This window comes from Acidovorax sp. K2F (assembly GCF_025246485.1).
GTDB classification, from domain to species: Bacteria; Pseudomonadota; Gammaproteobacteria; order Burkholderiales; family Burkholderiaceae_C; genus Acidovorax; species Acidovorax delafieldii.
The window spans coordinates 13,431-36,327 of sequence record NZ_JAOBSQ010000052.1 but is presented as its reverse complement, the minus strand read 5'-3'; the positions used below and the strand labels follow the sequence as shown (position 1 = coordinate 36,327).

Sequence of the window (22,897 nt, the reverse complement as noted above, 5' to 3'; positions counted from 1 at the left end):
TCATGAACGCACGCGTCAACGCCCCGGTCAACACCGACTGCATCATTGCCGACATCGGCCTGGCCGAATGGGGCCGCAAAGAGATCCGCATCGCCGAAACGGAAATGCCTGGCCTGATGGCCATCCGCGAAGAATTCGCCGCCAAGCAGCCGCTCAAGGGTGCGCGCATCACCGGCTCGTTGCACATGACGATCCAGACCGCCGTGCTGATCGAAACCCTGCAGGCGCTGGGTGCACAAGTGCGCTGGGCATCGTGCAACATCTTCTCCACACAAGACCACGCCGCAGCCGCGATTGCTGCCGCTGGCACGCCCGTGTTCGCCATCAAGGGCGAAACCCTGGCGGAATACTGGGACTACACCCACCGCATCTTTGACTTCGGCGCTGCCGGTACCGAGGGCGAAGGTCCCAATATGATCCTGGACGACGGCGGTGATGCCACGCTGCTGATGCACCTGGGCAAGCGCGCCGAAAAGGATGCATCACTGATCGCCAACCCGACCAGCGAAGAAGAAACCTGCCTGTTCAACGCCATCAAGGCCAAGCTGGCCGTGGATCCGACCTGGTACAGCCGCAAGAGCGCCCACATCATCGGCGTGACCGAAGAAACCACCACCGGCGTATTGCGCCTGAACGAAATGGCCGCCAAGGGCAGCCTGATGTTCCGTGCCATCAACGTGAACGATTCGGTGACCAAGTCCAAGTTCGACAACCTGTACGGTTGCCGCGAATCGCTGGTGGACTCCATCAAGCGCGCCACCGATGTGATGATCGCCGGCAAGGTCGCCTGCGTGGCGGGCTACGGTGACGTGGGCAAGGGCTCTGCCCAGGCGCTGCGTGCCCTGAGCGCCCAGGTGTGGGTCACCGAGATCGACCCCATCAATGCCCTGCAGGCCGCAATGGAAGGCTACAAGGTCGTGACGATGGAATACGCTGCCGACAAGTGCGACATCTTCGTGTCTGCCACCGGCAACAAGAACGTGATCCGCTACGAGCACATGGCCGCCATGAAGGACGAAGCCATCGTGTGCAACATCGGTCACTTCGACAACGAGATCGATGTGGCTTCGCTGGAGAAGCTGCAGTGGGACGAGATCAAGCCCCAGGTGGACCATGTCATCTTCCCTGACGGCAAGAAGATCACGCTGCTGGCCAAGGGCCGCTTGGTGAACCTGGGTTGCGCCACTGGCCACCCCAGCTTCGTGATGAGTTCCAGTTTCGCCAACCAGACCATCGCGCAGATCGAGCTGTTCACCAAGCAGGACGAGTACCAGGCTGGCAAGGTCTATGTGCTGCCGAAGCACCTCGACGAGAAAGTGGCGCGCCTGCACCTCAAGAAGGTGGGCGCCATGCTGACCGAACTCACTGACGAGCAGGCCGCCTACATCGGCGTGTCCAAGCAAGGCCCCTACAAGGCCAACACCTACCGCTACTGATCCCTGTGCAGCGCGCCCCGGCGACGGGGCGCGCGCACGGTGGTCTGGCGCCGTTGCTCGGAGCAATGTCTGATTGCTCTTTAATTGATAGCTGCTGGCGCATGATTCACTAGCGCTACCAGCCGATTTGACTCTAAAAGGATGGGCGCGATGCGCGCAGATGTATTTTTGGTGGAGCGTGGCCACGCTGCCACGCGCTCGCAGGCGCAGCGCCTGATTGCCTCGGGCGTGCAGTGGCGCCTGTCGCCGCTGGCGCCCTGGCAGAAGGTGGTGAAGAACGGCGACGACATTCCGTCAGTGGCCGAGGTGCAGCTGCTGGACGATGCAGAAGCCAAGTACATCTCGCGCGGCGGGCTCAAGCTGGAAGGCGCGCTCAAGGCGCTGGGCCTGTCGGTGGCTGGCCTGCGGTGCCTGGATGTCGGGCAGAGCACAGGCGGCTTTACCGACTGCCTGCTTCAGCAGGGCGCTGCCCAGGTGATTGGGGTGGACGTGGGCCACGCCCAGTTGCACGACCGGCTGCGCAGCGATCTGCGTGTGGTGTGTGTGGAGGGCGTCAATGCCCGCTCGCTCACTCCCGATGCGTTGGTGCAGGCTTGTGAGATGGCCTTGTCCGAAGTCATCGTGCCCGAAGAGGACAACGAGACCCAACCCGAGGCACCCTACAGCTGGATGCGCAACGGCGGCTTGGTGGACGAGGCGTACGACGACAGCGACGACGCCAAGGACCAGGACATTGAGGCCTTCAAGTCCGAGCGCGCGCAGCGCGCCCAGGGAACGCTGCCGGTGGAGCGCCGCCGCCGGCCCGAGTGCGCTGATGTGGACATCACACCCAGTTTTGCGCTGGTGACCGGTGACCTGTCTTTCATCTCGCTCACCCTGGTGTTGCCTGCGTTGGTGCCGTTGCTGGCGCCCCAGAGCGACCTGGTCATGCTGGTCAAGCCGCAGTTCGAGCTGCAACCCGGGCAGGTGGGCAAGGGCGGTATCGTGCGCGATGAGTCCTTGTATGCGGTGGTGGAGCAGCGCATCCGCGATTGCTGCGCCGCGTTGGGCCTGGAGGTGTTGGCGTGGATCGATAGTCCCATCCAGGGCGGCGATGGCAACCGAGAATTTTTTGTACACGCAAGGAGAGCCGCATGAATGCAGCCCACGCGCAAGGCACCGGGTTCCCGGTGAGTTTCGAGTTTTTTCCGCCCAAGACGCCTGAAGGTGCCGACAAGCTGCGCGTGGCACGCCAGCAGCTGTATGCCCTGCACCCCGACTTCTGCTCGGTGACCTATGGCGCAGGGGGCTCCACGCAAGAAGGCACCTTCGGCACGGTGCGCGAGATCCTGTCCGAAGGCGTGGGTGCCGCCTCGCACTTTTCGTGCATCGGGGCCACGCGCCAGTCGGTGCGCGAGCAGCTGGCCACACTCAAGGCCATGGGTGTCAAGCGTCTGGTGGCACTGCGCGGCGACCTGCCCAGCGGCTATGGCGCGGGCGGCGAGTTCCAGTACGCCAGCGATCTGGTGGCCTTCATCCGCGCCGAAACGGGCCGGGACTTCCACATTGAAGTGGCAGCCTACCCCGAGGTGCATCCCCAGGCCAGGTCGCCCGAGGCGGACCTGCAGGCCTATGTGACCAAGGTGCAGGCGGGCGCGGACTCCGCGATCACCCAGTACTTCTACAACAGCGACGCGTATTTCCGCTTCGTTGAAGACGCTCACCAGGCGGGTGCCGACGTACCGGTGGTGCCGGGCATCATGCCGATTTCCAGCTCCACGCAGCTGATGCGGTTTTCGGATGCCTGTGGTGCCGAGATTCCGCGCTGGATCCGCCTGCGGCTGCAGGCGTTTGGGGACGACACCGCCAGCATCAAGGCGTTTGGCCTGGATGTGGTGACCGACCTGTGCGACCAGCTGCGCAGTGCCGGCGTGCCCGCGCTGCACTTCTACACCATGAACCAAAGCGCCGCGACGCTGGAGATCTGTCGCCGGCTGGGGATCTGATGGCGGGGGGCACACAGCCTCCCGGGGCCCATCGCGGCGCTGCCCTGCGGGGGCTGCTGCGGCGAGCGGTGGGTCTGTGGCTGCTGTGCAGCGCTTGCACTGCTGTTCAAGCCCAGGGGTTGCAGGCAGAGCCGGATGCGCTGGCCCCTAATCTCTTGTCCGTGCCGGGCGAGGCCATGCTGATGGATCCCCCGGCCAAACCGGAACCCAGCACTCCTGCCGGGTCGCCGCTCAGCCTGGAGGCGGATGAGGTGGGCCTTGCCTCATGGTACGGGGCGCAGTTCCACCGGCGGCGCACTGCCAGCGGGGAGCTGTTTGACATGCGAGCGCTCACGGCCGCGCACCCCACGCTGCCCTTTGGCTCACGCGTGTGCGTACGCAGCCAGGCCACCGGGCGCACGGTGATCGTGCGCATCAACGACCGTGGCCCGCACACCCGCAACCGGGTGATTGACCTGAGCCGGGGCGCCGCCGAGGCGCTGGGCATGGTGGGCCTGGGGCTCAAGCCGGTGGAGCTGTTCGCCCTGCAGGACGACGACAAGGACTGCCCGGCGGCGCCTTGACGCCAGGCTTTGAACAGGTTCTTGGGAGGCCGGTCAGCCGCCCGATTCGAGCGTGTGGGTGGCGTGTTTGTCCTGCGCCAGCAGCTCGGCCATCTGGGGCAAGGCGTCTTTGAGCGCGGCCTTCAGCGTGTAGGGCGGGTTGATCAGGAACATGCCGCTGGCGGGCAGGCCTGGGCGCTTGGTGTCGCCGGTGACGGTTTCCGTGATCTTGCTTGACTTGACGGTGAGCGTGGCGTGCAGCCAGCTTTTGCCCGCCTTGGTGGCCAGCGTTTTCAGGCGGCGGGGCAGGTCGTGGGCTTCGGGGCGCGGAATGATGGGGTACCAGAACGCATAGGTGCCCGTGGCAAAACGCTTGAGCGAGTCGGCCGCCATGTCGAGCACCTTGGCGTAGTCGCTCTTGATTTCATAGCTGGGATCGCACAGCACCAGGGCGCGTCGGGCCGGTGGGGGCAGGAACTTTTTGATGCCCTCAAAGCCGTCCTCGTGCAGCACGGCCACCTGGCGGCCCGCCTCCAGCTGGGCCACGTTACCGGCCAGCGCGCGCAGGTCGGTGGGGTGCAGCTCAAACAGCTTGAGCTTGTCGTGGTCGCGCAGCAGGCGCTGAGTGATAAAGGGCGATCCGGGGTACACGCGCAGCGCCTTGCCCTGGTTGAAGGCGCCCACCATGTCCACATAGGCCTGCAGGGCGGGGGTGAGGGCGGGGGTGGTTGGCGCAAACAGCCGGGCCACGCCATCGGCGGCTTCGCCACTGGTGCTGGCATAGTCCCCGTCCAGCCGGTACAGGCCCGCGCCCGCATGGGTGTCCAGCACGGTCAGCGCCGCGTCTTTTTCGGTGAGATGTTGCAAGGCGGCAATCAGGACGGTGTGCTTGAGCACATCGGCATGGTTGCCTGCGTGGAAGGCGTGGCGATAACTGAACATGGCCCAATGGTAACGAGTGTGTTGCGCCAAGGGGGCTCCCATGTCCGGGCGCGGCACAATCGGGGGGGCCGTGTGGTGGCGGGGGACGTGATGTTTTTGGCAGACAGGCCGTACTTTGTTAGCCATTTGTTGCCAAATCCGGCGCGGCCATGCTTCATGATCGCGCCTGCGGCGGGGCCAGCGTTTCGCCGTCGCCGTAGTTGCCTCATTGATTTGCATTTGAAATTGCCAGCCCGCCCCGTCCTCTGACCATGACCGCAAGCTCCAGCACAGCCCCCGCCAGTGGTGTCAGCCATATCGATGCGCTGCCCCCCGGCACCCGCCTGGCGGAGTTCGAGATCCTGGGGTTGCTGGGGGTGGGCGGGTTTGGCATGGTCTACAAGGCGTTTGACCATTCCCTGCACCGGGCGGTGGCCATCAAGGAGTACATGCCCTCGGCGCTGGCCGGGCGCTCGCAGGGGCAGTCGCTCTGGGTGCGGTCCTCGTCTGACCAGCAGACCTTCCAGGCCGGGCTGGTCTCTTTTGTGGGCGAGGCCCGTCTGCTGGCGCAGTTTGACCATCCCTCTCTGGTCAAGGTGTTCCGCTTCTGGGAGGCCAACAACACGGCCTACATGGTCATGCCGCTGTACTCGGGCATGACGTTCAAGCAAGCCCGTGCCCAGATGCGCACCCCCCCACCCGAGGCCTGGCTGCGCAAGCTGCTGTGGTCGGTGCTGGATGCGCTGCGCGTGCTGCACGATGGCAACACGCTGCACCGCGACATTTCGCCCGACAACATTTTCCTGCAGGACAACGGCCCGCCGGTGCTGCTGGACCTGGGCGCCGCCCGGCACGCCATCAACGACCAGGACCGCAAGCACACGGCGGTGCTGAAGGTGAACTACGCCCCCATCGAGCAGTATTCCGACGGCGACGAGGAACTGCGCCAAGGCCCGTGGAGCGACTTGTACTCGCTGGCAGCGGTCATGCACGGGTGTCTGGCCAATGACACGCCCCTGCCCGCCACGCTGCGCTCCATCCGTGACCGCATGGTGTCGTTCTCCCGCATCGCCAAAACCGTCAAGCGGCAGTTTGGGGTGGAGTATTCAGCGCCTTTTGTCGCGGCGATTGCCCAATCGCTGGCCCTTCGGCCCGAGGACCGCCCACAGAGCATTGATGCCTTTCTCCAGACCATGGAGATGACGTCGGCGCCGGACGATGTGCAGCACTTCGACTTCCGGGCGGAGTTGGGCGACATCTGGGTGGAGCCCGCCGACCAGCTTGGCCCGGGTCTGGCCACCCCTACCGTGGACGTAACCTCCGCCCCCAAGATCGTGGCCGAGATGCAGGCACAGGCCCAGCGTGAGGAATTGGTGGCGGCGGCTCCCGCATCGGATGCCAGCCGCCCTGGCGATGATTTTGGTGGGGATACGGTCATGCTGGCTGGTCCTGACACCGTGGCGGCCGATGCTGGCGACACGGTGTTCATCGATGCCGGCGATACCGTGGTGGCCGACGACGATTCGCGCTTTGAGGACCTGCCACACCACCGTTCACCGGGCGCAGGCGGGTCGCGTGCAGCCGATCGGCGTTCTGCGCCTTTGGAGCGGGATGTAGTGCGCAGCAATGGCAAGCCGACCCCATCCCCACGGCGTTCCCCTTTGGTGGCGGGCATCGTGGTGGCGGCGTTGGTGGCTGTGGTGGCCGGCGCCGGTTGGCGCTGGAGCCAGGGCAGCAAGCCGCCCCGGGACGAGATCATTACGGAGATGGCCGAGCGGCCTGCCGCAGCGGCGGCTTCAGACGCAGCCATGGTGGAGGTCAGCGCTCCGGCTGCTGCCGGGGGCGACGCGCAAGGTCTAAGCTCGGATGGCGCAGTGGCGTCAGCCAGCGCCGCCTCTGCGGCCGCACCTGCTCCTGCCTTTGTGGTTGCGTCTGCACCCAAGCCGAGCCCCCGGGGGGCCAAGCGTGCAGGCGCAGAGCCCGCACCCACACCCATCGTGGTGCATGAAGAGCCCGTGCCGGCGCCGCCTCCGGTGGTGGCCGAGCCCAAGCCCCGCCCCGCCCCGCCGCCCCGCCTGCCCTCGCCGCAAGAGGTGTGTGCCGACGCCAACTTCCTGGCCCGCCCGATGTGTATTCACCAGGAATGCCAGAAACCGTCCCAGGCCAATCAAACTGTCTGCGTGGAAAACCGTCGCCGTTACGAGGCCGACGAGCAGCGCCGCCGCCAGACGCCGAACTGACCGGAGCAGGTGCCCTGGGGGCCGTGGCTGGGGTGCTCTTGCGCTAACGCATGGCTCTTTCGTATAATGGAAGGCTTCGCAGCGCTTTTGTGGTCCCGCGGCGAAGACTTTTTGCCACCTAAGAGGCTTCCTTCAGAGAAGCACCGACCGTGGAAAAGGACCCGCCAAACCCTCTTTTGAAGAGAAAACTCATGACAACTACTTTCAGCGCAAAGCCCGCTGAGGTCGTGCACGAGTGGTTTGTGATTGACGCGACCAACAAGGTCCTCGGACGAGTAGCCAGCGAAGTTGCTCTCCGTTTGCGCGGCAAACACAAGGCCATTTACACGCCTCACGTCGATACCGGTGACTTCATCGTCGTTATCAACGCAGCCCAACTCAAGGTCACCGGCACCAAGTCCCTGGACAAGGTGTACTACCGTCACTCGGGTTATCCCGGCGGTATCACGGCCACGAACTTCCGCGACATGCAAGCCAAGCACCCCGGCCGCGCGCTGGAAAAGGCTGTCAAGGGCATGCTGCCCAAGGGCCCCCTTGGCTACGCGATGATCAAGAAACTCAAGGTGTACGGTGGTGCTGAGCATCCCCACACCGCCCAGCAGCCCAAAGTGCTGGAAATCTAAGGAGCCTTGAGATGATTGGTGAATGGAACAATGGCACCGGCCGTCGCAAGTCCAGCGTCGCCCGCGTGTTTCTGAAAAAAGGCTCCGGCAAGATCACGGTGAACGGCAAGGACATCCAGTCCTACTTCGGCCGCGAAACCTCGATCATGATTGCCAAGCAACCCCTGGCGTTGACCAACCATGTCGAAACCTTCGACATCCAGATCAACGTGCACGGTGGTGGTGAATCCGGCCAGGCTGGCGCTGCCCGCCACGGTATCACCCGCGCCCTGATCGATTACGACGCATCCCTCAAGCCCGTCCTGAGCCAAGCCGGCTTCGTGACCCGCGATGCCCGTGAAGTCGAACGTAAGAAGGTCGGTCTGCACTCCGCACGCCGCGCCAAGCAGTTCTCCAAGCGTTAAGCTGTGGCGCTGCCGGATGTTGCCTTGTGCAGCATCCACTGCAAGGCACTCCTTGCGAGTGCTTTACAGAGAAAAACCGCCTTCGGGCGGTTTTTTCGTTTATGGTGCGCTCTTTTCGTTTTTTTGGGAGGCCTTCCATGGTCCGCCTGTCGAGCCTATGCGCTTTCGCCTGCTTCGCCGTCGGTTGACCATCAGCGCCCCCCGGGTGGCCATCCGCAGCGCCTTGCCCTGGCCCTTTCGATGGCTGGCCCTGGCCGTGGTGATGGGTTTCTGCGCTGCCGTGGCGTTGTGGGCCTTTGAGTTCGGCAAATCCATTGCCGGGATCGATACTGTTTCGCGTGACGAAGTGGTCCAGATGAAGGCGGAGATCAGCCGCCTGCGCGAAGAGGGCCAGGAGCGCCAGACGGTGGCATTGACCGCCGAGAGCCTGCTGGCCACCGAGCGCGCTGTCAAGGAGAGCCTGATGGCCCAGGTGCGCCAGCTTGAAGCCGACAATCGCACGCTGCGCGAGGATCTGGGCTTCTTTGAAAAGCTGATTCCTGCTGCCAAGACCGATGGGCTGGCCATTCGCGCGCTGCAGGCTGAGGTGCTCGGCGGGATGCAGCTGCGTTGGCAGGTGCTGGTGATCCAGGCCGCCCGCAATGCGCCGGAGTTCAACGGGCGGCTGGAGTTGGTGCTGGTGGGCACTCTGGATGGCAAACCATGGGCACAGACCCAGCCACCCCAAGGCCAGTCGCTGCAGGTCAAACAATACCGCCGCATCGAGGGCGTGCTCGATCTGCCGCCCCAGGCCGTGGTAAAAACCGTGACCGCGCGCGTGCTGGAGGGAGCCACCGTACGCACCACCCAGACCATGGCCATCGAATAGTGCAAGGTGGACGGTGGATGCGCTGATCAGGTTTTGGCGCTCTCGCCCCGGCAATCCAGCCCCAGCTGCCACCCACAACCTGCCGCCTTGCTGGCACGAATTCCATCCCCAAGCGGGCCTTTGCAACCGCTTGGCACTTCAGGAGTCTTCCGACCATGTTCTCGCGTAAAAAGCAGCCACCCATCAAAAGCCTGGTGGCACAGGGCACCAAGATCGAAGGCAATGTGCATTTTGCCGAGGGCATGCGCATTGATGGCGATGTGGTCGGCGATATCCGGGCAGCGGCGGACCAGCCCAGCATCCTGGTGATCTCCGAAACCGCGCGGGTCGAGGGCGCGGTGCATGCCGACCACGTGATCATCAACGGCCAGGTGCTGGGCCCCGTGCATGCGGGCGAACTGTTGGAACTGCAGCCCAAGGCGCAGATCACCGGCAATGTGCATTACAAGGCGCTGGAGATGCACCAAGGCGCCGTGATCGCGGGGCAGTTGATCCCTACGGCGGTGCTGGTGGAGGAAAAGCCCCCACTGAAGTTAGCGTCAAACAGCCAGTGATCTGAATTCCCGAGAGGTTTGCAGTAGTATTCCCTGCAAACCCTGAACCCGGAGTACCCCATGAGCGCAGTTGCCGAAAACATCCAGACCGAAATGCCCGCCCCCATCCTGTTCACCGACAGCGCGGCGGCCAAGGTGGCGGACCTGATTGCCGAAGAAGGCAACCCCGACCTGAAGTTGCGGGTGTTCGTGCAAGGCGGCGGCTGCTCCGGCTTCCAATACGGCTTCACGTTCGATGAAATTACCAACGAAGACGACACCACCATGACCAAGAACGGTGTGTCGCTGCTCATCGACGCCATGAGCTACCAGTATCTGGTGGGTGCTGAGATCGACTACAAGGAAGACCTGCAAGGGGCGCAGTTCGTGATCAAGAATCCGAACGCCACCACCACCTGCGGCTGCGGCTCCAGCTTCTCGGCCTGAGGGGCGCCGTGACAGGCGCAGCCCTGCACCCCTGACTGAATCAACCGCCTTCGGGCGGTTTTTTCATGGGGCGCGTTCGTTTCGTTTGAAAACCCTGCAAACCATGCACCAGGAACCCTCCCAGAAAGTACTGCTGTGGCTGGTGGCCGTCGGCTTCTTCATGCAGACGCTGGACGCCACCATCGTCAACACCGCGCTGCCCGCCATGGCGCAGAGCCTGGGCGAGAGTCCGCTGCGCATGCAGTCGGTGGTTGTTGCGTATTCGCTGGCCATGGCGATGCTGATTCCGGCATCGGGCTGGGTCGCCGACCGGTTTGGTGCGCGCCGGGTGTACTTTCTGGCCATCGTCTTTTTTGTGGCGGGCTCGGTGTTCTGTGCGCTGTCGCACAGCCTGACCCAACTGGTGGCCGCCCGGGTGCTCCAGGGGCTGGGGGGAGCGCTGCTGCTGCCCGTGGGGCGGCTGGTGGTGTTGCGCACCTTTCCGCGCGAGAAGTTCTTGCAGGCGATGAGTTTTGTGGCCATTCCCGGGCTGATCGGCCCGCTGATCGGTCCCACGCTGGGTGGCTGGCTGGTCGAGGTGGCCTCCTGGCACTGGATCTTCCTGATCAACGTGCCGGTGGGCCTGCTGGGCTGTGCCGCCACCATGCGCTACATGCCCGGGGTACCCGCGCCGACGGTGGCGCGGTTTGATCTGGCGGGCTACCTGATGCTCGCCTTTGGCATGGTGGCGCTGTCGCTGGCGCTGGATGGCCTGGCCAGCCTGGGGCTGCGGCAGGCGAGCGTGCTGGTGCTCATGATCTTCGGACTGGCAAGCCTGGTGGCCTACTGGCTGCACGCGGCGCGGCGGCCCGACCCCTTGTTTTCGCCCCGGCTGTTTTCGGTGGACACGTTGCGCATCGGGCTGCTGGGCAACCTGTTTGCGCGGCTGGGCAGCTCGTGCATGCCGTTCCTCATTCCGTTGCTTCTGCAGGTCACCATGGGCTATTCGCCGCTGCAGGCGGGCATGATGATGTTGCCCGTGGCGGTGGCGGGCATGTCCATGAAGCGGTTCACCACCACGCTGATCACCCGCTTCGGCTACCGCCAGGTGCTGGTGGGCAACACGCTGCTGGTGGGGGTGACCATGGCCAGCTTCGGGCTGGCGGCACCCGCGCAGCCGCTATGGGTGCATGTGGTGCAGCTGGCGGTGTTTGGTGCGGTGAACTCGCTGCAGTTCACGGCCATGAACACGGTGACCCTCAAGGACCTGGGGCACGACATGGCCAGCAGCGGCAACAGCCTGCTGTCCATGGTGCAAATGGTGGCCATGGGGATGGGGGTGGCTGCGGCGGGGGCGGTGCTGGCGGCGTTCACCGATTTCTTCCAACCTCCGGGCACCGCCCAGACCCTGCAAGCCTTTCAGGCCACGTTTGCCTGTATGGGGCTGATCACGGTGGCTTCAGCCGGTATCTTCTGGCAACTGTCGCCGCAAGACCGTTCCGGCACCCAGGCAGGCGCCTCGGTTGATGCCGGGGACCACGGCTGATCGCCCTGTCCAGGGCTGTGTAGACCGGACGGCTCAGGCTGGGTACACCGCGCCCAGCACGCGGGTACCGGCCGCACCGGTCACGCTGGGCAGGTTGCCTGGCGCCCCCTGCAGCGCCTGGCGCGCCAGCCAGGCAAACGCGGCGGCCTCCACCTGCAGGGCGGGCAGGCCCAGCGCATCGGTGGCCACCACCTGCAAGGACGGGCAGGCGGCCTGCAGTCGCTGCATGAGCTGGCCATTGAGCGCACCGCCGCCGCATACGGCCAGGTTTTTGCTATTGTTTAGATAGCTGTTGGCGCATATGGCACTAGCGCTTGCGGTGAATTCGGTCAATGTGGCCTGTACATCGGCCGCTGCGGCCTGCGCAAAGGGCTGCAGGTGCGCTGCCAGCCAGGCGGGGTTGAACAGGTCGCGGCCCGTGCTTTTGGGGGGGGGCTTGTGCAGATACGGCTCCTGCAACAACGCAGCCAGCAGGCCCGGCAGCACGTGGCCCGTGGCGGCCCAGGCGCCATCCTTATCAAACGGCTGGCCGGTGTGCTGCTGGCACCAGTGGTCCATGAGGGCGTTGCCCGGGCCGCAGTCGAAGCCCAGCACGCTGCCATCTGCCCCCAGCACGCTGAGGTTGGAGATGCCGCCAATGTTCAGCACCAGCACCGTCTCTTCCGGCCGGCCGAACACGCCCTGGTGGAAGGCGGGCACCAGCGGCGCACCTTGGCCGCCCGCGGCCACGTCGCGGCTGCGCAGGTCGGCCACCACGGTGATGCCCGTCAGCTCGGCCAGCAGGGCGGGGTTGCCCAGTTGCAGCGTGTAGCCAGTGCCGTCAAATTCCTGGGGGCGGTGCCGCACCGTCTGCCCGTGGGCACCTATTGCACAGATGGCGCTCGCGGGGTGGCCGCTGCGTTGCAGCAGGGTGTGCACCACCCCGGCGTAGGCACGCGACAGGGCGTTGCCTGCGAGGGCCGCACGGTGCAGCTCGTTGTCACCGGGGGTGTTGAGGGCCAGCAGCTCGGCGCGCAGTGCGGGGGCAAAGGCGGCGCTGGCGTGGTGTGTGACCTGCAGGCGCGGGCCCGAGAAATCAGCCAGCACCCCGTCGATCCCGTCGAGCGAGGTGCCCGACATCAGGCCGATGTACAGATCGGACATGGCCTGACGGGTGGTATCTGGAGGTGCGGGAGCGATCAGTCTGCGCTGGCCTGCTCGATGAGCGCAGCGGCGTTCAGCTGAACACGCATGTTGGCCGCGAGGCGGTCAAACGCAGGGCGTGCGGCTGCAGACACCGGTGCTGCGGCTTCGCTCTGGGCCACGATGGTCATCGGGTCCTGGTGCACGCCGTTGACGCGGAACTCGAAGTGCAGGTGCGGGCCGGTGGCCCAGCCCGTGGCGCCCACGGCGCCCAGCGTCTGGCCTTGTTCGACCGACTGGCCCTGGCGCACGTCAATGCGGCTCAGGTGGGCGTACACCGTGACGTGCTGGTTGCGGTGCTTGATGAACACCACGTTGCCGTAGCCGTTCTGCACGCCTGCAAACTCCACCACGCCATCGCCCACGGTGCGCACGGCGGTGCCTGTGGGGGCTGCAAAGTCGGTGCCCAGGTGGGCGCGCCAGGTTTGCAGGATGGGGTGCAGGCGCATCTTGAAGCCGCTGGTCACGCGCGAGAACTCGACGGGCGAGGTCAGGTAGGCGCGGCGCATGCTTTCGCCGTCCAGCGTGTAGTACGCGCCCTTGGTGGCGTTGGGTTCCTGGAACCAGACGGCCTGGTGGGTCTTGCCGTTGTTGACGAACTCGGCGCTCAGCACGCGGCCGCTGGACAGGGGCTCGCCATCGGCTTCCAGGGTTTCGTACACCACCGAGAAGCGGTCACCCTTGCGCAGCGAGCGGCGGAAGTCGATATTGCCCGAGAACAGTTCGGCCACTTGCACGGCCACGGCGTCGGGGATGTTCGACGCGTCGGTGGCTGCAAACAGTGAGCTATTGATGATGCCGCCCGCCAGACGGCTGTTGGTCGTCATCTTGGCGGTTTCGATGCGGGTCGCAAACTTGTTGTCGCCCGTGCGCTCGACGATCAGGCGGCGGAAGTTGCCGCTGTCGTCTGGCACCCAGCGCACCGTCAGGCGGATGAGGCGGTGGTCGTCGGTGGTCTCTGCCGACACGATGCGGCCGGTGCGGCCCAGCACGTTTTGGCGCACCGGCGTGTCGCTGCGCATGAAGGCGGCGGCGGCCGGGTCGGCCACGCCCATGCGCTGCAGCAGCGACTCGGGGGTGTCGCTGCTGCGCACCTGTTCGGAACGGAACAGCGAAAAACTGGGCGCATCCAGCTGGCCCAGCACCATGTTTTCGGCGAGCGATTCGACCGGGTAATTCACCATGCGCACCGGCAGCTCGGCCGGGTCGGGTGCGAAGGAGGCCACGGCAAATGCGCCGCCGCCACCCGTCAGCAAAATGGCTGCGACGGCGGCGGTGATGCGTTTGGGATGTTGTTGGATCGTGCGGGACAGCCGGTCAAGCAAAGCGATGCTGGCGGTGCGGACCGTAGTGAGGCCGTGAATCAAAGGTCTATCCCCAGGGTGATTGCGGATCCGTGGCACACCCCCGGTGTGAATGCGGGGCGGGGCCAGGAGCACAGACTGTCAGGCTGCAGCCATTCGACAGGTTGATGAAAAACAGGTCGAAACGGCGGGCCCACTAGAATCCGCCTCTGCAATGTGGGCTGAAGTATAGCGGTGCATGCTGTCTAGACATCCCAAAAAACCCTTATGAATCAATCTGCTGTTACAACAACCCCGGTCTCTGATGGTGTAAGACAAGCCCTCGAAATCTCGCTGCGCGGCGTGCAAGAGCTGCTGCCACAGGACGAATGGGTCAAGAAGCTGGCGCGTTCGGAGGCCACCGGCCAGCCGCTGCGCATCAAACTGGGTCTGGACCCCACGGCCCCCGACATCCACATCGGCCACACGGTGGTGCTGAACAAGATGCGGCAACTGCAAGATCTGGGCCACCAGGTCATCTTCCTGATCGGCGACTTCACCAGCCTGATTGGCGACCCCTCGGGCCGCAACAGCACCCGCCCGCCGCTCACGCCCGAGCAGATCAAGGTGAATGCCGAGACCTACTACAAGCAGGCCAGCCTGGTGCTGGACCCGGCCCGCACCGAGATCCGCTACAACAGCGAATGGAGCGAACCCCTGGGCGCCACCGGGATGATCCAGCTGGCCGCCAAGTACACCGTGGCGCGCATGATGGAGCGCGACGACTTCCACAAACGCTTCACCACCGGCCAGTCCATTTCGGTGCATGAGTTCCTGTACCCGCTGATGCAGGGCTACGACTCGGTAGCCTTGAAGAGCGACCTGGAGCTGGGTGGCACCGACCAGAAGTTCAACCTGCTCATGGGCCGCCACCTGCAGCAGGAGTATGGCCAGGAGCCGCAGTGTGTGCTCACCATGCCGCTGCTGGTGGGTCTGGACGGCGTGGACAAGATGTCCAAGTCCAAGAACAACTACATCGGCATTGCCGAGGACGCCAATACCATGTTTGCCAAGGTGCTGTCGATCAGTGACACCCTGATGTGGGACTGGTACACGCTGCTGTCGTTCAAGAGCCTGGCCGACATCGCCGCGCTCAAGGCGGAGATCGCTGGCGGGCGCAACCCCAAGGACGCCAAGGTGATGCTGGCCAAGGAGATCACCACGCGCTTCCATAGCGCGGCTGCGGCCGATGCCGCGGAGCAGGATTTCATCAACCGCAGCAAGGGCGGCGTGCCGGACGAGATCCCCGAGGTGAGCGTGTCTGGCGCGCCGCTGGGCATCGGTGCGCTGCTCAAGCAGGCCAACCTGGCCCCCTCGACCAGCGAGGCCAACCGCCTGATCGACGGCGGCGGCGTGCGCGTGGAAGGCAGCGTGGTCAGTGACAAGGGCCTGAAGCTGGACGCCGGCACCTACGTGGTGCAGGTGGGCAAGCGCAAGTTTGCACGGGTGACTTTGGCCTGATTTGGGGTCAAAACAGCCGCAAGCGATAGAAGAATAAGCGCTGATAGCTATCAAAATGAAAGCGCTGAGGCCGCAGGGCCCAGCGCTTTTTTCATGACCCGTCCAGGTTGTCGTTCAGGTCCGGATCGGGCACATCGCCAATTGCCTGGCGGGTGGCCTCGGCCTGCACCTGCAACCAGGCGCAGAAGGCCTTGATCTCCGGCCGTTGCGCGCTGCGCGGCCCCACCATGAGCCAGTAGGCCAGGGGCGAGTCGATGCGGTGGCCGGGCAGCACCTCCACCAGGTCGCCCGAGGCCAGGGCATCGGCAATCAGTGGCATGCGGGCCAGCGCCAGGCCCTGGCCGGCCAGGGCAGCCTGCACGATCTGGTGGGCGTAGTTGAAGTACAGCCAGCGCTGGGGTTGCAGCTTGGTCAGGTCGCGGGTGTCGAACCAGCGGCGCCAGCTCAGGTACTCCAGGTAGTGCGTGCGGTGGGCGTCGCCCGCCTCGATCAGGGTGAACTGCGCCACATCGGCGGGGGTGCGCAGCGGCTTGCCGCTCTTGAGCAGCCAGGGGCTTGCCACCACGGCCAGTTGCTCGCCAAACAGGCGGATGCCGCCCTGCGTGGCTCCGGCGGGCATGGCGTAGCGCAGGGCCAGGTCCACGTCCGAGGTTTCCAGGTCCACCTGCACGTCGCTCGCATCAATGCGGATGTCGATGCCCGGGTTGTCGCGCTGGAACTCCTCCATGCGCGGGATCAGCCACATCGATGCAAAGCTGGCCCAGGTGGTGATGGCCACGCTGCGGCGCCCCGCCGTTTGGCGCACCAGGCGCACGGCGGCGTCCATGCGCTCCAGCGCCGGGCCCACGGCGCGCTGCAACTGTGCGCCCGCGCTGGTCAGCTCCACGGCACGCGTGTGGCGCAGGAACAGGGGCACGCCCACCTCTTCTTCCAGCGCCTGGATCTGGCGGCTCACGGCCGACTGGGTGAGGGCCAGCTCGTCGGCAGCCGCGCGAAAGTTCAGGTGTTTGGCCACAGTCAGGAAGGCCCGCCAGTGCCCTGTGGCCACGGGCCGGGTGCGCAAGACGGCGGGAGAGTATTCGGCAGAGGCCATGGCAGTGATCCTGAGTGAGATTCATGCGTTGACGGAATGAATAGCGTACCTTGTTTTCATTGGACTGTGTACGGTGTAAAGCGCACTATCCAGGCTCCTCAACACGTTTTACTGAAGCCAAGGAGCCTGTCATGTCCCCCCGCAACGTTCTGGAATCGCAACAATCCGTCCACGCCGCCACGGCTGGCCGTCGCGCGGCCGGTTGCTGGAAGCTGGCCACAGGCCAGGCCTTGTCATTGCACCCCGACACCCATGGCGTGCTGCAGATCGCCCAGGGGCAGGCGTGGGTCACCTTGCGTGGCGTTCTGGCGGACATGCCGGGCGCCGCTGTGGACCACGTGCTGCTGCCCGGCCAACAGCTGACGGTTGCGCCGGGGCAGCATGTGGTGATGGAAGCCTGGACCGGGTCCGGCTGCGCGGAGCCGGTGGCTTTCCGCTGGGACGTCGTGGCGGCCCCCGCTCTGGCGCAGCCCGCCAGCACGGCCGCCAGGGATTGGGAATGTGGCGTCGTGCAGCCGCTGCGCGATCTGGGGCAGGCGCTAGGGCAGGGTGGACGCGCCTTGGGCACGGCGCTGGCGGGTGTGGCGGGCGCGGGCGGCCGGTTTGCCGTCGGCTTCGCCCGGTTTGCTCTGCTTCGGATAGCAGCGCCGCTACAGCGCAGGCCGGCGTGAACAGCTCATGCAGGAAAAGCATCAATCGGTGCCGTGCTTTTCATTGGACGTTGTTCTGCAACCGGCGCACCATACGGTCATATTAGGGTTAACCCGGAGAAAACCATGACAACCTCTCACGCTCTTCATCTGTTTGCATCTTCCCGCGCCACGGGCGCTGCCGCCGGTGAGGCGGGACATGTGGCCGCAGGCGCCGCCGTCACCCTGGCCCCCAAGGCCGCGATGACCCTGCGCATTGCCGAAGGCCAGGCCTGGGTCACGCTGGGCCAGGGCCTGGGCGATGGCAGCGACGTGTTTCTGTGCGCCGGTCAGTCGCTGCCTGTGGCGGCAGGCCAGGCGGTGGTGGTCGAACCCCTGAACGGTCGCCGCCTGCAATACCGCTGGGTGCGTGGCGATGCCGCCAATGCGCGCCCTGCCACGTGGTGGCGCCGTGCGTCGGTGGGCAATGGGGCGCCCGCCTGGGGCGACGCCTGCTGCGCCTGACATGATCCCAGGGGCGTCTTGCTCCGGGTGATGTGACTTGTTAAGAACGGCCAGTGCTTGTGACGCAAGCGCTGGCCGTTCTTTTTTACTTCGAGGGGCTGGTGGATGTGTTGTCCAGCCAGTCCGTCAGCTGCGTCTGCAGCGTCGCCATCAGCTCATTCGACAACGCGGGTTGCGCCGCTGCCGTGGCGCGGGCCAGCACCATCCCCCCCACCATGGTGGCCAGCACATGGATCGCGCGGGCGCGGTCTTGTGGCGATGGGGTGCCGCCGCCGCCGGCATCGGCAGCGCTGTCAGCCAGCAGCTGGGCAAACCGCTGGATGTTGCGCTCGATGCCCTGGGCAAACACTTCGGACAACCCGCCGCCCGCCCGCGCGGCGTCCACCGCCAATGCGGCCACGGGGCAGCCTGAGCCCGGCGCGTCGCGGTGTTCAGGTGAGAGGTAGCGCTGGATGCGGTCGCCCACCGTGGCGTGGGGCCGCTCGCCGTCCAGCACGGGGATGGACCAGTCGAACGCCTTGGTGCACGCCTCCTGCACCAGCACATCCTTGGACGCGAAATGCCGGTACAGCCCGCCGTGCGTAAGCCCGGCATCGCGCGTGATGTCGGCCACCCCTACGCCGGTCAGCCCCCGCTCGCGGTACAGGCGGGCCGCCGCATCCAGGATGCCCTGCCGGTTCTCTGCGGCCTGTGCTTTGGAAACCTTCATGGAAGCCTCTTATTGATTGCGGTCGTACGCAAAAATGGGTTTGCGGTTTATGATGACGTTTGCAATCATAAAGGTGCAGAACCTCTGTGCCCCAACTGTCTGACGAGGTGAATCCATGAAAAAAGCGAGTGGTATGTGCAGCAACGAGGGGGTGGCCTGATGCGCCGCGTGGTGGTCACAGGCATGGGCCTGGTGTCGCCGCTGGGCTGCGGTGTAGAACTGGCGTGGCAGCGCTTGCTGGCTGGGCGCTCCGGCCTCTCGCGCTTGCCGGACGTGGTGACAGAAGGCATTGCCGCCAAGGTCGCGGGGCAGGTTCCCGGCACAGCGCAAGACCCCGAGGGCGGCTGGGATGTGGACGCCATCGTCTCGTCCAAAGACCAGCGCAAGATGGACCGTTTCATCCCCTTTGCGCTGGGCGCGGCGCAGCAGGCGCTGGCCCAGGCGGGCTGGCCACCGGCCGACGAGCGGGCGCGTGAGCGCACGGCCACGGTGATCGCCTCGGGCATCGGCGGCTTTGGTGCGATTGCCGAGGCCGTGCGCACCACCGACACGCGCGGGCCGCAGCGGCTGTCGCCGTTCACGGTGCCGTCATTCCTCGTCAATCTGGCCGCAGGGCAGGTGTCGATCCGCCACGGGCTCAAGGGACCGCTGGGGGCTCCGGTCACTGCGTGCGCCGCCAGCGTGCAGGCGATTGGCGATGCCGCACGCCTGATCCGCAGCGGCGAGGCCGATGTGGCCGTGTGCGGCGGCAGCGAGGCCGCTATCGACCGTGTGAGCCTGGGCGGTTTTGCGGCGGCCAAGGCTTTGGGTACGGCGTTCAACGACACGCCTGAGCAGGCATCGCGCCCGTTCGATGCGCAGCGCGACGGCTTTGTGATGGGCGAGGGCGCAGGCATGCTGGTGATCGAGGCGCTGGACCACGCGCTGGCGCGCGGCGCCACGCCGCTGGCCGAGCTGGTGGGCTACGGCACGTCGGCCGACGCGTATCACATCACCTCCGGCCCCGAAGACGGTGACGGCGCCGCGCGCAGCATGCAGGCCGCGCTGGCGCAGGCGGGCCTCACGGCTCAGGACGTGCAGCACCTGAACGCGCACGCCACCTCCACCGGCGTGGGCGACCGGGGCGAGCTGGCCGCCATCCGGCGGGTGTTTGGTGCGAACGCGCCGGTGGCCATCAGCTCCACCAAGTCGGCCACCGGGCACCTGCTGGGGGCGGCGGGCGCCGTGGCCGCCATCTTCACCACCCTGGCGCTGCGCGACCAGGTGGTGCCCGGCACGCTGAACCTGCACACGCCCGATGCGCTGGCCGAGGGGCTGGACCTGGTAGCCCTGCAGCCCCGGTCCATGGCGCTCACGCATGCCATGCTCAACGGGTTTGGTTTTGGCGGCGTGAATGCCACGCTGATCCTGCGGCGCTGGACCGAGGCCGCGTGATGGTTTGAATGAAAGAAGCGCGAGGAGGCCGGTCAGATCACCAGCTCGCCCCGCACGATCTCAAATGCGGCGATGGCCGCTTCCCCATCCAGCAGCTCCATGCGAGCCAGTGCATCCACATCTTCTACGGTGCTGAACGCCAGGCTGAAGTGCTGAAAGCGCCGCCCCGCCAGCGGGCCGTGGTGTAACACCTCGACGTTGATGTGGCGGGGGTCGTTGCGGATGCGTTCAATGAGCTTGAGCACGGCCTTTTGCGGGCCTTCCAGCTGCTGACAAAAGCGCTGTCCGTCAAAGATCAGCAGGCCTGTGATGTCCAGCTCGGCATTCACAAAGCGCGCGCGCCCTGCAATCTCGGCCACCACGCTCAGCGGTTGATCGGGGGCGATGGTGCTCACGTACAGCACCTCGTACAGGGCAGGGAATAGGTTCATAGATGCAGCCCAATGTAGGTGGCGCATGGTGCCTGCGCAATGTCAAAAGACATAGAGGGGACAGCCGTTGCACATTGCGCGCAGCTTTGTTGCAACGAGCTGTTTCTCCGTGATTTCCATCCCTAGAATCGCTTCCTCATGAACGTCACCTTGCCACCCAATGTCTGCCCTCCGGCCTGCCGCGATTGCCGATTGCGCAAGACTGGGGCTTTCACACCCGTGAAGCCGGAGGTGCTGGATTTCATCGAAGGCTTTCGCACCGACAGCCTTGCCGTGGAAGCGGGCGGTGCGCTGGTGCGCGAGAACCAGACCAACGCCAAGCTGTTCACGCTGTATTCGGGCTGGGCGTTTCGCTACAAGACGCTGAGCGACGGGCGCCGCCAGATCCTCAACTTCTTGCTGCCCGGCGATCTGGTCGGGTTGCAGCAGGAGTTTGGCGATGTATCGGCGCACGGCATCGAGGCGCTGACCGACTGCTCGCTGTGCGTGTTCCAGAACGACAGCCTGTGGGCGCTGTTTCGCGAGCACCCCCGCCTGGGCTACGACATCACCTGGCTGTCGGCGCACGAAGAGGGCCATGTGGACGACAACCTGCTCACCGCCGGCCGCCGCAACGCCACCGAGCGCGTGGCCATGCTGCTGATGCACCTGTACCGGCGGCTGGATCGCATCGGGCTGGTGGAGGAGGGCTCGGTGGCGTTCCCGCTCAACCAGCAGCACATTGCCGACGCGCTCGGGCTGTCGCTGGTGCACACCAACAAGACGCTGCGGCGCCTGGCCCAGCTCGGCCTGCACGAGCTGAAAAACGGGCGGCTGCGCCTGCTCAACACCCGCGCGCTGGCGCGCATTGCCGAGTACTACGACACCCCGCCACGCTTGATGCCGCTGCTGTAGCGCCGTCGTTGCGGCAGGTTTGGGGTTCAACAGGCCGCAAGCGCTAGTCAATCATGTGCAGTTAGCTATGGATTGGATAGCGTGTTGTGCCCCGTGGGCTGCAGCCGATAATCCACGCAACGCCCGCGCGGCGGGCTTATGCTGCGCAACCCCCATTCCATTTTCATGATCCCACTCGACATCCTCATCATGGCGGCCGGCAAAGGCACGCGCATGAAAAGCCGCATCCCCAAAGTGCTGCAGCGCCTGGCCGGGCGCCCGCTGCTGCACCACGTGCTGGACCAGGCCGCGCACCTGCAGGCCCGCAGCGCCATCGTCATCACAGGCCATGGTGCTACGGAAGTAGAAGCAGCTACCGCAAGCACGACTAGCGCTACGGGCACTTTTGACCTGAAGTTTGTGCGCCAGGAGCCCCAGCTGGGCACCGGCCACGCCGTGCAGCAGGCCGTGCCGCACCTGCGCGACGACGGCACGGCCGTGGTGCTGTCGGGCGATGTGCCGCTGACGCACGCCGACACCCTGCGCGCCCTGGTGGCTGCCAGCGAAGGTGACAAGCTGGCCCTGCTGACGGTGACCCTGCCTGATCCCACGGGCTACGGCCGCATCGTGCGCAACGCCGACGGCGCCGTGCAAGGCATCGTCGAGCACAAGGACGCCACCGAGGCCCAGCGCGCCATCACCGAGGTCTACAGCGGCATCATGGCTGTGCCCGCGCGGCTGCTCACGCCCTGGCTGGCGCGGCTGACCAACCACAACGCCCAGGGCGAGTACTACCTCACCGACATCGTCGCCATGGCCGTGGCCGATGGTGTGCCCGTGGTGGCCCACCGCATCACCGACGCGCTGCAGGTGGCGGGCGTCAACAGCCCGCTGCAACTGGCTGAGCTGGAGCGTGCCCACCAGCTGCGCCAGGCGCGTGCCTTGATGGAGCAAGGCGTGCGCCTGGCCGACCCCGCCCGCTTTGACCTGCGCGACGACACCCGCACCGGCGTGCGCGGCGAGCTGGCCTGCGGGCAGGACGTGGAGATCGACGTGAACTGCGTCTTCACCGGCCGCGTGGAGCTGGGCGAGGGCGTGAGCATTGGCGCTAACTGCTGCATTGCCAATGCGCGCATTGCGGCAGGTGCGGTGATCCACCCCTACACCCACATCGACGGCGAAAAAGCCGGAGCCACCGTGGGCGAGGGCGCCTTGATTGGCCCCTTTGCCCGCCTGCGCCCCGGCGCCCAACTGGGCCGCGAAGTGCACATCGGCAACTTTGTGGAAGTGAAGAACAGCACGCTGGCCGACGGCGCCAAGGCCAACCACCTGGCCTACCTGGGCGACGCCACGGTGGGCGAGCGCGTGAACTACGGCGCGGGCAGCATCACCGCCAACTACGACGGCGCCAACAAGCACCGCACGGTGATCGAGGCCGACGTGCATGTGGGCAGCAACTGCGTGCTGGTGGCGCCTGTGACCATTGGCGCTGGCGGCACGGTGGGCGGCGGCAGCACTATCACCAAGAGCACGGCGCCCGGTGCGCTGAGCGTGGCGCGGGGCAAGCAAGTCAGCATTGCCAACTGGTCTCGTCCGAAAAAATGAAGCCCCCCCTGAGTCGCTTCGCGCCTTCCCCCTCCAGGGGGACGACAGCCTTTGCTGCGGGGCGGTCCTTGCTGGCTGTCCTCGCCTG

Annotated in this window: 23 protein-coding genes; 17 read left to right on the top strand and 6 right to left on the bottom strand. The window is 65.7% G+C overall.

All coding sequences use genetic code 11. The annotated features are described in order from the left end of the window. Window positions 1-2: 2 nt before the first annotated feature. The 4 genes from ahcY (at window position 3) to N4G42_RS20700 (ending at window position 3,984) form a co-directional block, all read left to right on the top strand. Window positions 3-1,436 carry an adenosylhomocysteinase gene (ahcY, locus tag N4G42_RS20715; protein ID WP_056058155.1) on the top strand — a complete coding sequence of 478 codons (1,434 nt, stop codon included), beginning with the start codon at window positions 3-5 and terminating at the stop codon, window positions 1,434-1,436. Between the two features lie 150 nt (window positions 1,437-1,586). Continuing rightward, the gene (locus N4G42_RS20710; RefSeq protein ID WP_260668537.1) at window positions 1,587-2,573 is read left to right on the top strand and encodes a TlyA family RNA methyltransferase; all 987 of its coding nucleotides are present in this window, start codon (window positions 1,587-1,589) and stop codon (window positions 2,571-2,573) included. After that, the gene (gene metF / locus N4G42_RS20705) at window positions 2,570-3,421 is read left to right on the top strand and encodes a methylenetetrahydrofolate reductase [NAD(P)H] (protein WP_260668536.1); all 852 of its coding nucleotides are present in this window, start codon (window positions 2,570-2,572) and stop codon (window positions 3,419-3,421) included. Before N4G42_RS20710 ends, metF begins: the two co-directional genes overlap by 4 nt. Window positions 3,422-3,597: 176 nt before the next feature. Continuing rightward, window positions 3,598-3,984, top strand: coding sequence for a septal ring lytic transglycosylase RlpA family protein (locus tag N4G42_RS20700; protein WP_369816936.1), 387 nt, complete (start codon window positions 3,598-3,600; stop codon window positions 3,982-3,984). Between the two features lie 33 nt (window positions 3,985-4,017). Here the strand turns inward: N4G42_RS20700 and N4G42_RS20695 are convergent, their stop codons facing one another. Beyond that, window positions 4,018-4,905 (bottom strand): 23S rRNA (adenine(2030)-N(6))-methyltransferase RlmJ, encoded by an 888-nt coding sequence (locus N4G42_RS20695; protein ID WP_099729247.1) that lies wholly within the window; start codon window positions 4,903-4,905, stop codon window positions 4,018-4,020. 251 nt (window positions 4,906-5,156) lie between these two features. On the opposite strand from N4G42_RS20695, the gene N4G42_RS20690 reads away from it, so the two are divergent. From N4G42_RS20690 to mdtD, 7 genes are all read left to right on the top strand, one after another. Continuing rightward, window positions 5,157-7,124: a serine/threonine protein kinase gene (locus N4G42_RS20690; RefSeq protein WP_260668535.1), complete on the top strand. Its 1,968-nt coding sequence runs from the start codon at window positions 5,157-5,159 to the stop codon at window positions 7,122-7,124. 191 nt (window positions 7,125-7,315) lie between these two features. Next, a complete protein-coding gene (gene rplM, locus N4G42_RS20685; RefSeq protein ID WP_015015720.1) occupies window positions 7,316-7,747 on the top strand; it encodes a 50S ribosomal protein L13 in 432 nt (143 codons plus the stop codon). Between the two features lie 11 nt (window positions 7,748-7,758). After that, entirely contained in the window at window positions 7,759-8,151 is a 393-nt protein-coding gene (gene rpsI, locus N4G42_RS20680; RefSeq protein WP_005798582.1) for a 30S ribosomal protein S9, read from the top strand. 157 nt (window positions 8,152-8,308) lie between these two features. Beyond that, entirely contained in the window at window positions 8,309-9,019 is a 711-nt protein-coding gene (locus tag N4G42_RS20675) for a DUF6776 family protein (protein ID WP_260668534.1), read from the top strand. Window positions 9,020-9,174: 155 nt separating this feature from the next. Further along, window positions 9,175-9,573 (top strand): polymer-forming cytoskeletal protein, encoded by a 399-nt coding sequence (locus tag N4G42_RS20670; protein WP_060986949.1) that lies wholly within the window; start codon window positions 9,175-9,177, stop codon window positions 9,571-9,573. 60 nt (window positions 9,574-9,633) lie between these two features. Then, entirely contained in the window at window positions 9,634-9,999 is a 366-nt protein-coding gene (erpA, locus tag N4G42_RS20665) for an iron-sulfur cluster insertion protein ErpA (protein ID WP_008907234.1), read from the top strand. Between the two features lie 103 nt (window positions 10,000-10,102). Next, window positions 10,103-11,524, top strand: coding sequence for a multidrug transporter subunit MdtD (gene mdtD / locus N4G42_RS20660; protein WP_260668532.1), 1,422 nt, complete (start codon window positions 10,103-10,105; stop codon window positions 11,522-11,524). Window positions 11,525-11,557: 33 nt separating this feature from the next. Here mdtD and N4G42_RS20655 read toward each other — a convergent pair whose 3' ends face one another. Together N4G42_RS20655 and N4G42_RS20650 are read right to left on the bottom strand one after the other, a co-directional pair. Beyond that, a complete protein-coding gene (locus tag N4G42_RS20655; protein ID WP_260668531.1) occupies window positions 11,558-12,667 on the bottom strand; it encodes an anhydro-N-acetylmuramic acid kinase in 1,110 nt (369 codons plus the stop codon). A 35-nt stretch (window positions 12,668-12,702) separates the two neighbouring features. Further along, the gene (locus N4G42_RS20650; protein ID WP_099729252.1) at window positions 12,703-14,073 is read right to left on the bottom strand and encodes a M23 family metallopeptidase; all 1,371 of its coding nucleotides are present in this window, start codon (window positions 14,071-14,073) and stop codon (window positions 12,703-12,705) included. 204 nt (window positions 14,074-14,277) lie between these two features. On the opposite strand from N4G42_RS20650, the gene tyrS reads away from it, so the two are divergent. Next, complete coding sequence (gene tyrS / locus N4G42_RS20645; protein ID WP_056743852.1) at window positions 14,278-15,510, top strand: tyrosine--tRNA ligase; 1,233 nt, start codon at window positions 14,278-14,280, stop codon at window positions 15,508-15,510. Window positions 15,511-15,601: 91 nt separating this feature from the next. On the opposite strand, the gene N4G42_RS20640 is transcribed toward tyrS, so the two are convergent. Then, complete coding sequence (locus N4G42_RS20640; RefSeq protein WP_056057969.1) at window positions 15,602-16,603, bottom strand: LysR substrate-binding domain-containing protein; 1,002 nt, start codon at window positions 16,601-16,603, stop codon at window positions 15,602-15,604. Window positions 16,604-16,734: 131 nt separating this feature from the next. Here N4G42_RS20640 and N4G42_RS20635 point away from each other — a divergent pair, with 131 nt between their 5' ends. Together N4G42_RS20635 and N4G42_RS20630 are read left to right on the top strand one after the other, a co-directional pair. After that, a complete protein-coding gene (locus tag N4G42_RS20635) occupies window positions 16,735-17,274 on the top strand; it encodes a DUF2917 domain-containing protein (RefSeq protein WP_108497193.1) in 540 nt (179 codons plus the stop codon). 105 nt (window positions 17,275-17,379) lie between these two features. Continuing rightward, a complete protein-coding gene (locus tag N4G42_RS20630) occupies window positions 17,380-17,757 on the top strand; it encodes a DUF2917 domain-containing protein (RefSeq protein ID WP_260668530.1) in 378 nt (125 codons plus the stop codon). An 85-nt stretch (window positions 17,758-17,842) separates the two neighbouring features. Here N4G42_RS20630 and N4G42_RS20625 read toward each other — a convergent pair whose 3' ends face one another. Then, the gene (locus N4G42_RS20625; protein ID WP_108497191.1) at window positions 17,843-18,466 is read right to left on the bottom strand and encodes a TetR/AcrR family transcriptional regulator; all 624 of its coding nucleotides are present in this window, start codon (window positions 18,464-18,466) and stop codon (window positions 17,843-17,845) included. A gap of 159 nt (window positions 18,467-18,625) precedes the next feature. Between N4G42_RS20625 and fabF the strand changes: the two genes are divergently transcribed. Then, entirely contained in the window at window positions 18,626-19,900 is a 1,275-nt protein-coding gene (gene fabF, locus N4G42_RS20620; protein ID WP_260668529.1) for a beta-ketoacyl-ACP synthase II, read from the top strand. A gap of 32 nt (window positions 19,901-19,932) precedes the next feature. On the opposite strand, the gene N4G42_RS20615 is transcribed toward fabF, so the two are convergent. Next, the gene (locus tag N4G42_RS20615; protein WP_260668528.1) at window positions 19,933-20,331 is read right to left on the bottom strand and encodes a BLUF domain-containing protein; all 399 of its coding nucleotides are present in this window, start codon (window positions 20,329-20,331) and stop codon (window positions 19,933-19,935) included. A gap of 138 nt (window positions 20,332-20,469) precedes the next feature. On the opposite strand from N4G42_RS20615, the gene N4G42_RS20610 reads away from it, so the two are divergent. Next, entirely contained in the window at window positions 20,470-21,225 is a 756-nt protein-coding gene (locus N4G42_RS20610) for a Crp/Fnr family transcriptional regulator (RefSeq protein ID WP_260668527.1), read from the top strand. A 165-nt stretch (window positions 21,226-21,390) separates the two neighbouring features. After that, window positions 21,391-22,809, top strand: coding sequence for a bifunctional UDP-N-acetylglucosamine diphosphorylase/glucosamine-1-phosphate N-acetyltransferase GlmU (glmU, locus tag N4G42_RS20605; RefSeq protein ID WP_260668526.1), 1,419 nt, complete (start codon window positions 21,391-21,393; stop codon window positions 22,807-22,809). Window positions 22,810-22,897 lie beyond the last annotated feature (88 nt).

Bases quoted from the DNA above. Each gene is read 5' to 3' on its own strand.
- ahcY (WP_056058155.1), top strand. From the start codon at position 3: ATGAACGCACGCGTCAACGCCCCGGTCAACACCGACTGCATCATTGCC.
- N4G42_RS20710 (WP_260668537.1), top strand. From the start codon at position 1,587: ATGCGCGCAGATGTATTTTTGGTGGAGCGTGGCCACGCTGCCACGCGC.
- metF (WP_260668536.1), top strand. From the start codon at position 2,570: ATGAATGCAGCCCACGCGCAAGGCACCGGGTTCCCGGTGAGTTTCGAG.
- N4G42_RS20700 (WP_369816936.1), top strand. From the start codon at position 3,598: ATGCTGATGGATCCCCCGGCCAAACCGGAACCCAGCACTCCTGCCGGG.
- N4G42_RS20695 (WP_099729247.1), bottom strand. From the start codon at position 4,905: ATGTTCAGTTATCGCCACGCCTTCCACGCAGGCAACCATGCCGATGTG.
- N4G42_RS20690 (WP_260668535.1), top strand. From the start codon at position 5,157: ATGACCGCAAGCTCCAGCACAGCCCCCGCCAGTGGTGTCAGCCATATC.
- rplM (WP_015015720.1), top strand. From the start codon at position 7,316: ATGACAACTACTTTCAGCGCAAAGCCCGCTGAGGTCGTGCACGAGTGG.
- rpsI (WP_005798582.1), top strand. From the start codon at position 7,759: ATGATTGGTGAATGGAACAATGGCACCGGCCGTCGCAAGTCCAGCGTC.
- N4G42_RS20675 (WP_260668534.1), top strand. From the start codon at position 8,309: ATGCGCTTTCGCCTGCTTCGCCGTCGGTTGACCATCAGCGCCCCCCGG.
- N4G42_RS20670 (WP_060986949.1), top strand. From the start codon at position 9,175: ATGTTCTCGCGTAAAAAGCAGCCACCCATCAAAAGCCTGGTGGCACAG.
- erpA (WP_008907234.1), top strand. From the start codon at position 9,634: ATGAGCGCAGTTGCCGAAAACATCCAGACCGAAATGCCCGCCCCCATC.
- mdtD (WP_260668532.1), top strand. From the start codon at position 10,103: ATGCACCAGGAACCCTCCCAGAAAGTACTGCTGTGGCTGGTGGCCGTC.
- N4G42_RS20655 (WP_260668531.1), bottom strand. From the start codon at position 12,667: ATGTCCGATCTGTACATCGGCCTGATGTCGGGCACCTCGCTCGACGGG.
- tyrS (WP_056743852.1), top strand. From the start codon at position 14,278: ATGAATCAATCTGCTGTTACAACAACCCCGGTCTCTGATGGTGTAAGA.
- N4G42_RS20640 (WP_056057969.1), bottom strand. From the start codon at position 16,603: ATGGCCTCTGCCGAATACTCTCCCGCCGTCTTGCGCACCCGGCCCGTG.
- N4G42_RS20635 (WP_108497193.1), top strand. From the start codon at position 16,735: ATGTCCCCCCGCAACGTTCTGGAATCGCAACAATCCGTCCACGCCGCC.
- N4G42_RS20630 (WP_260668530.1), top strand. From the start codon at position 17,380: ATGACAACCTCTCACGCTCTTCATCTGTTTGCATCTTCCCGCGCCACG.
- N4G42_RS20625 (WP_108497191.1), bottom strand. From the start codon at position 18,466: ATGAAGGTTTCCAAAGCACAGGCCGCAGAGAACCGGCAGGGCATCCTG.
- fabF (WP_260668529.1), top strand. From the start codon at position 18,626: ATGCGCCGCGTGGTGGTCACAGGCATGGGCCTGGTGTCGCCGCTGGGC.
- N4G42_RS20615 (WP_260668528.1), bottom strand. From the start codon at position 20,331: ATGAACCTATTCCCTGCCCTGTACGAGGTGCTGTACGTGAGCACCATC.
- N4G42_RS20610 (WP_260668527.1), top strand. From the start codon at position 20,470: ATGAACGTCACCTTGCCACCCAATGTCTGCCCTCCGGCCTGCCGCGAT.
- glmU (WP_260668526.1), top strand. From the start codon at position 21,391: ATGATCCCACTCGACATCCTCATCATGGCGGCCGGCAAAGGCACGCGC.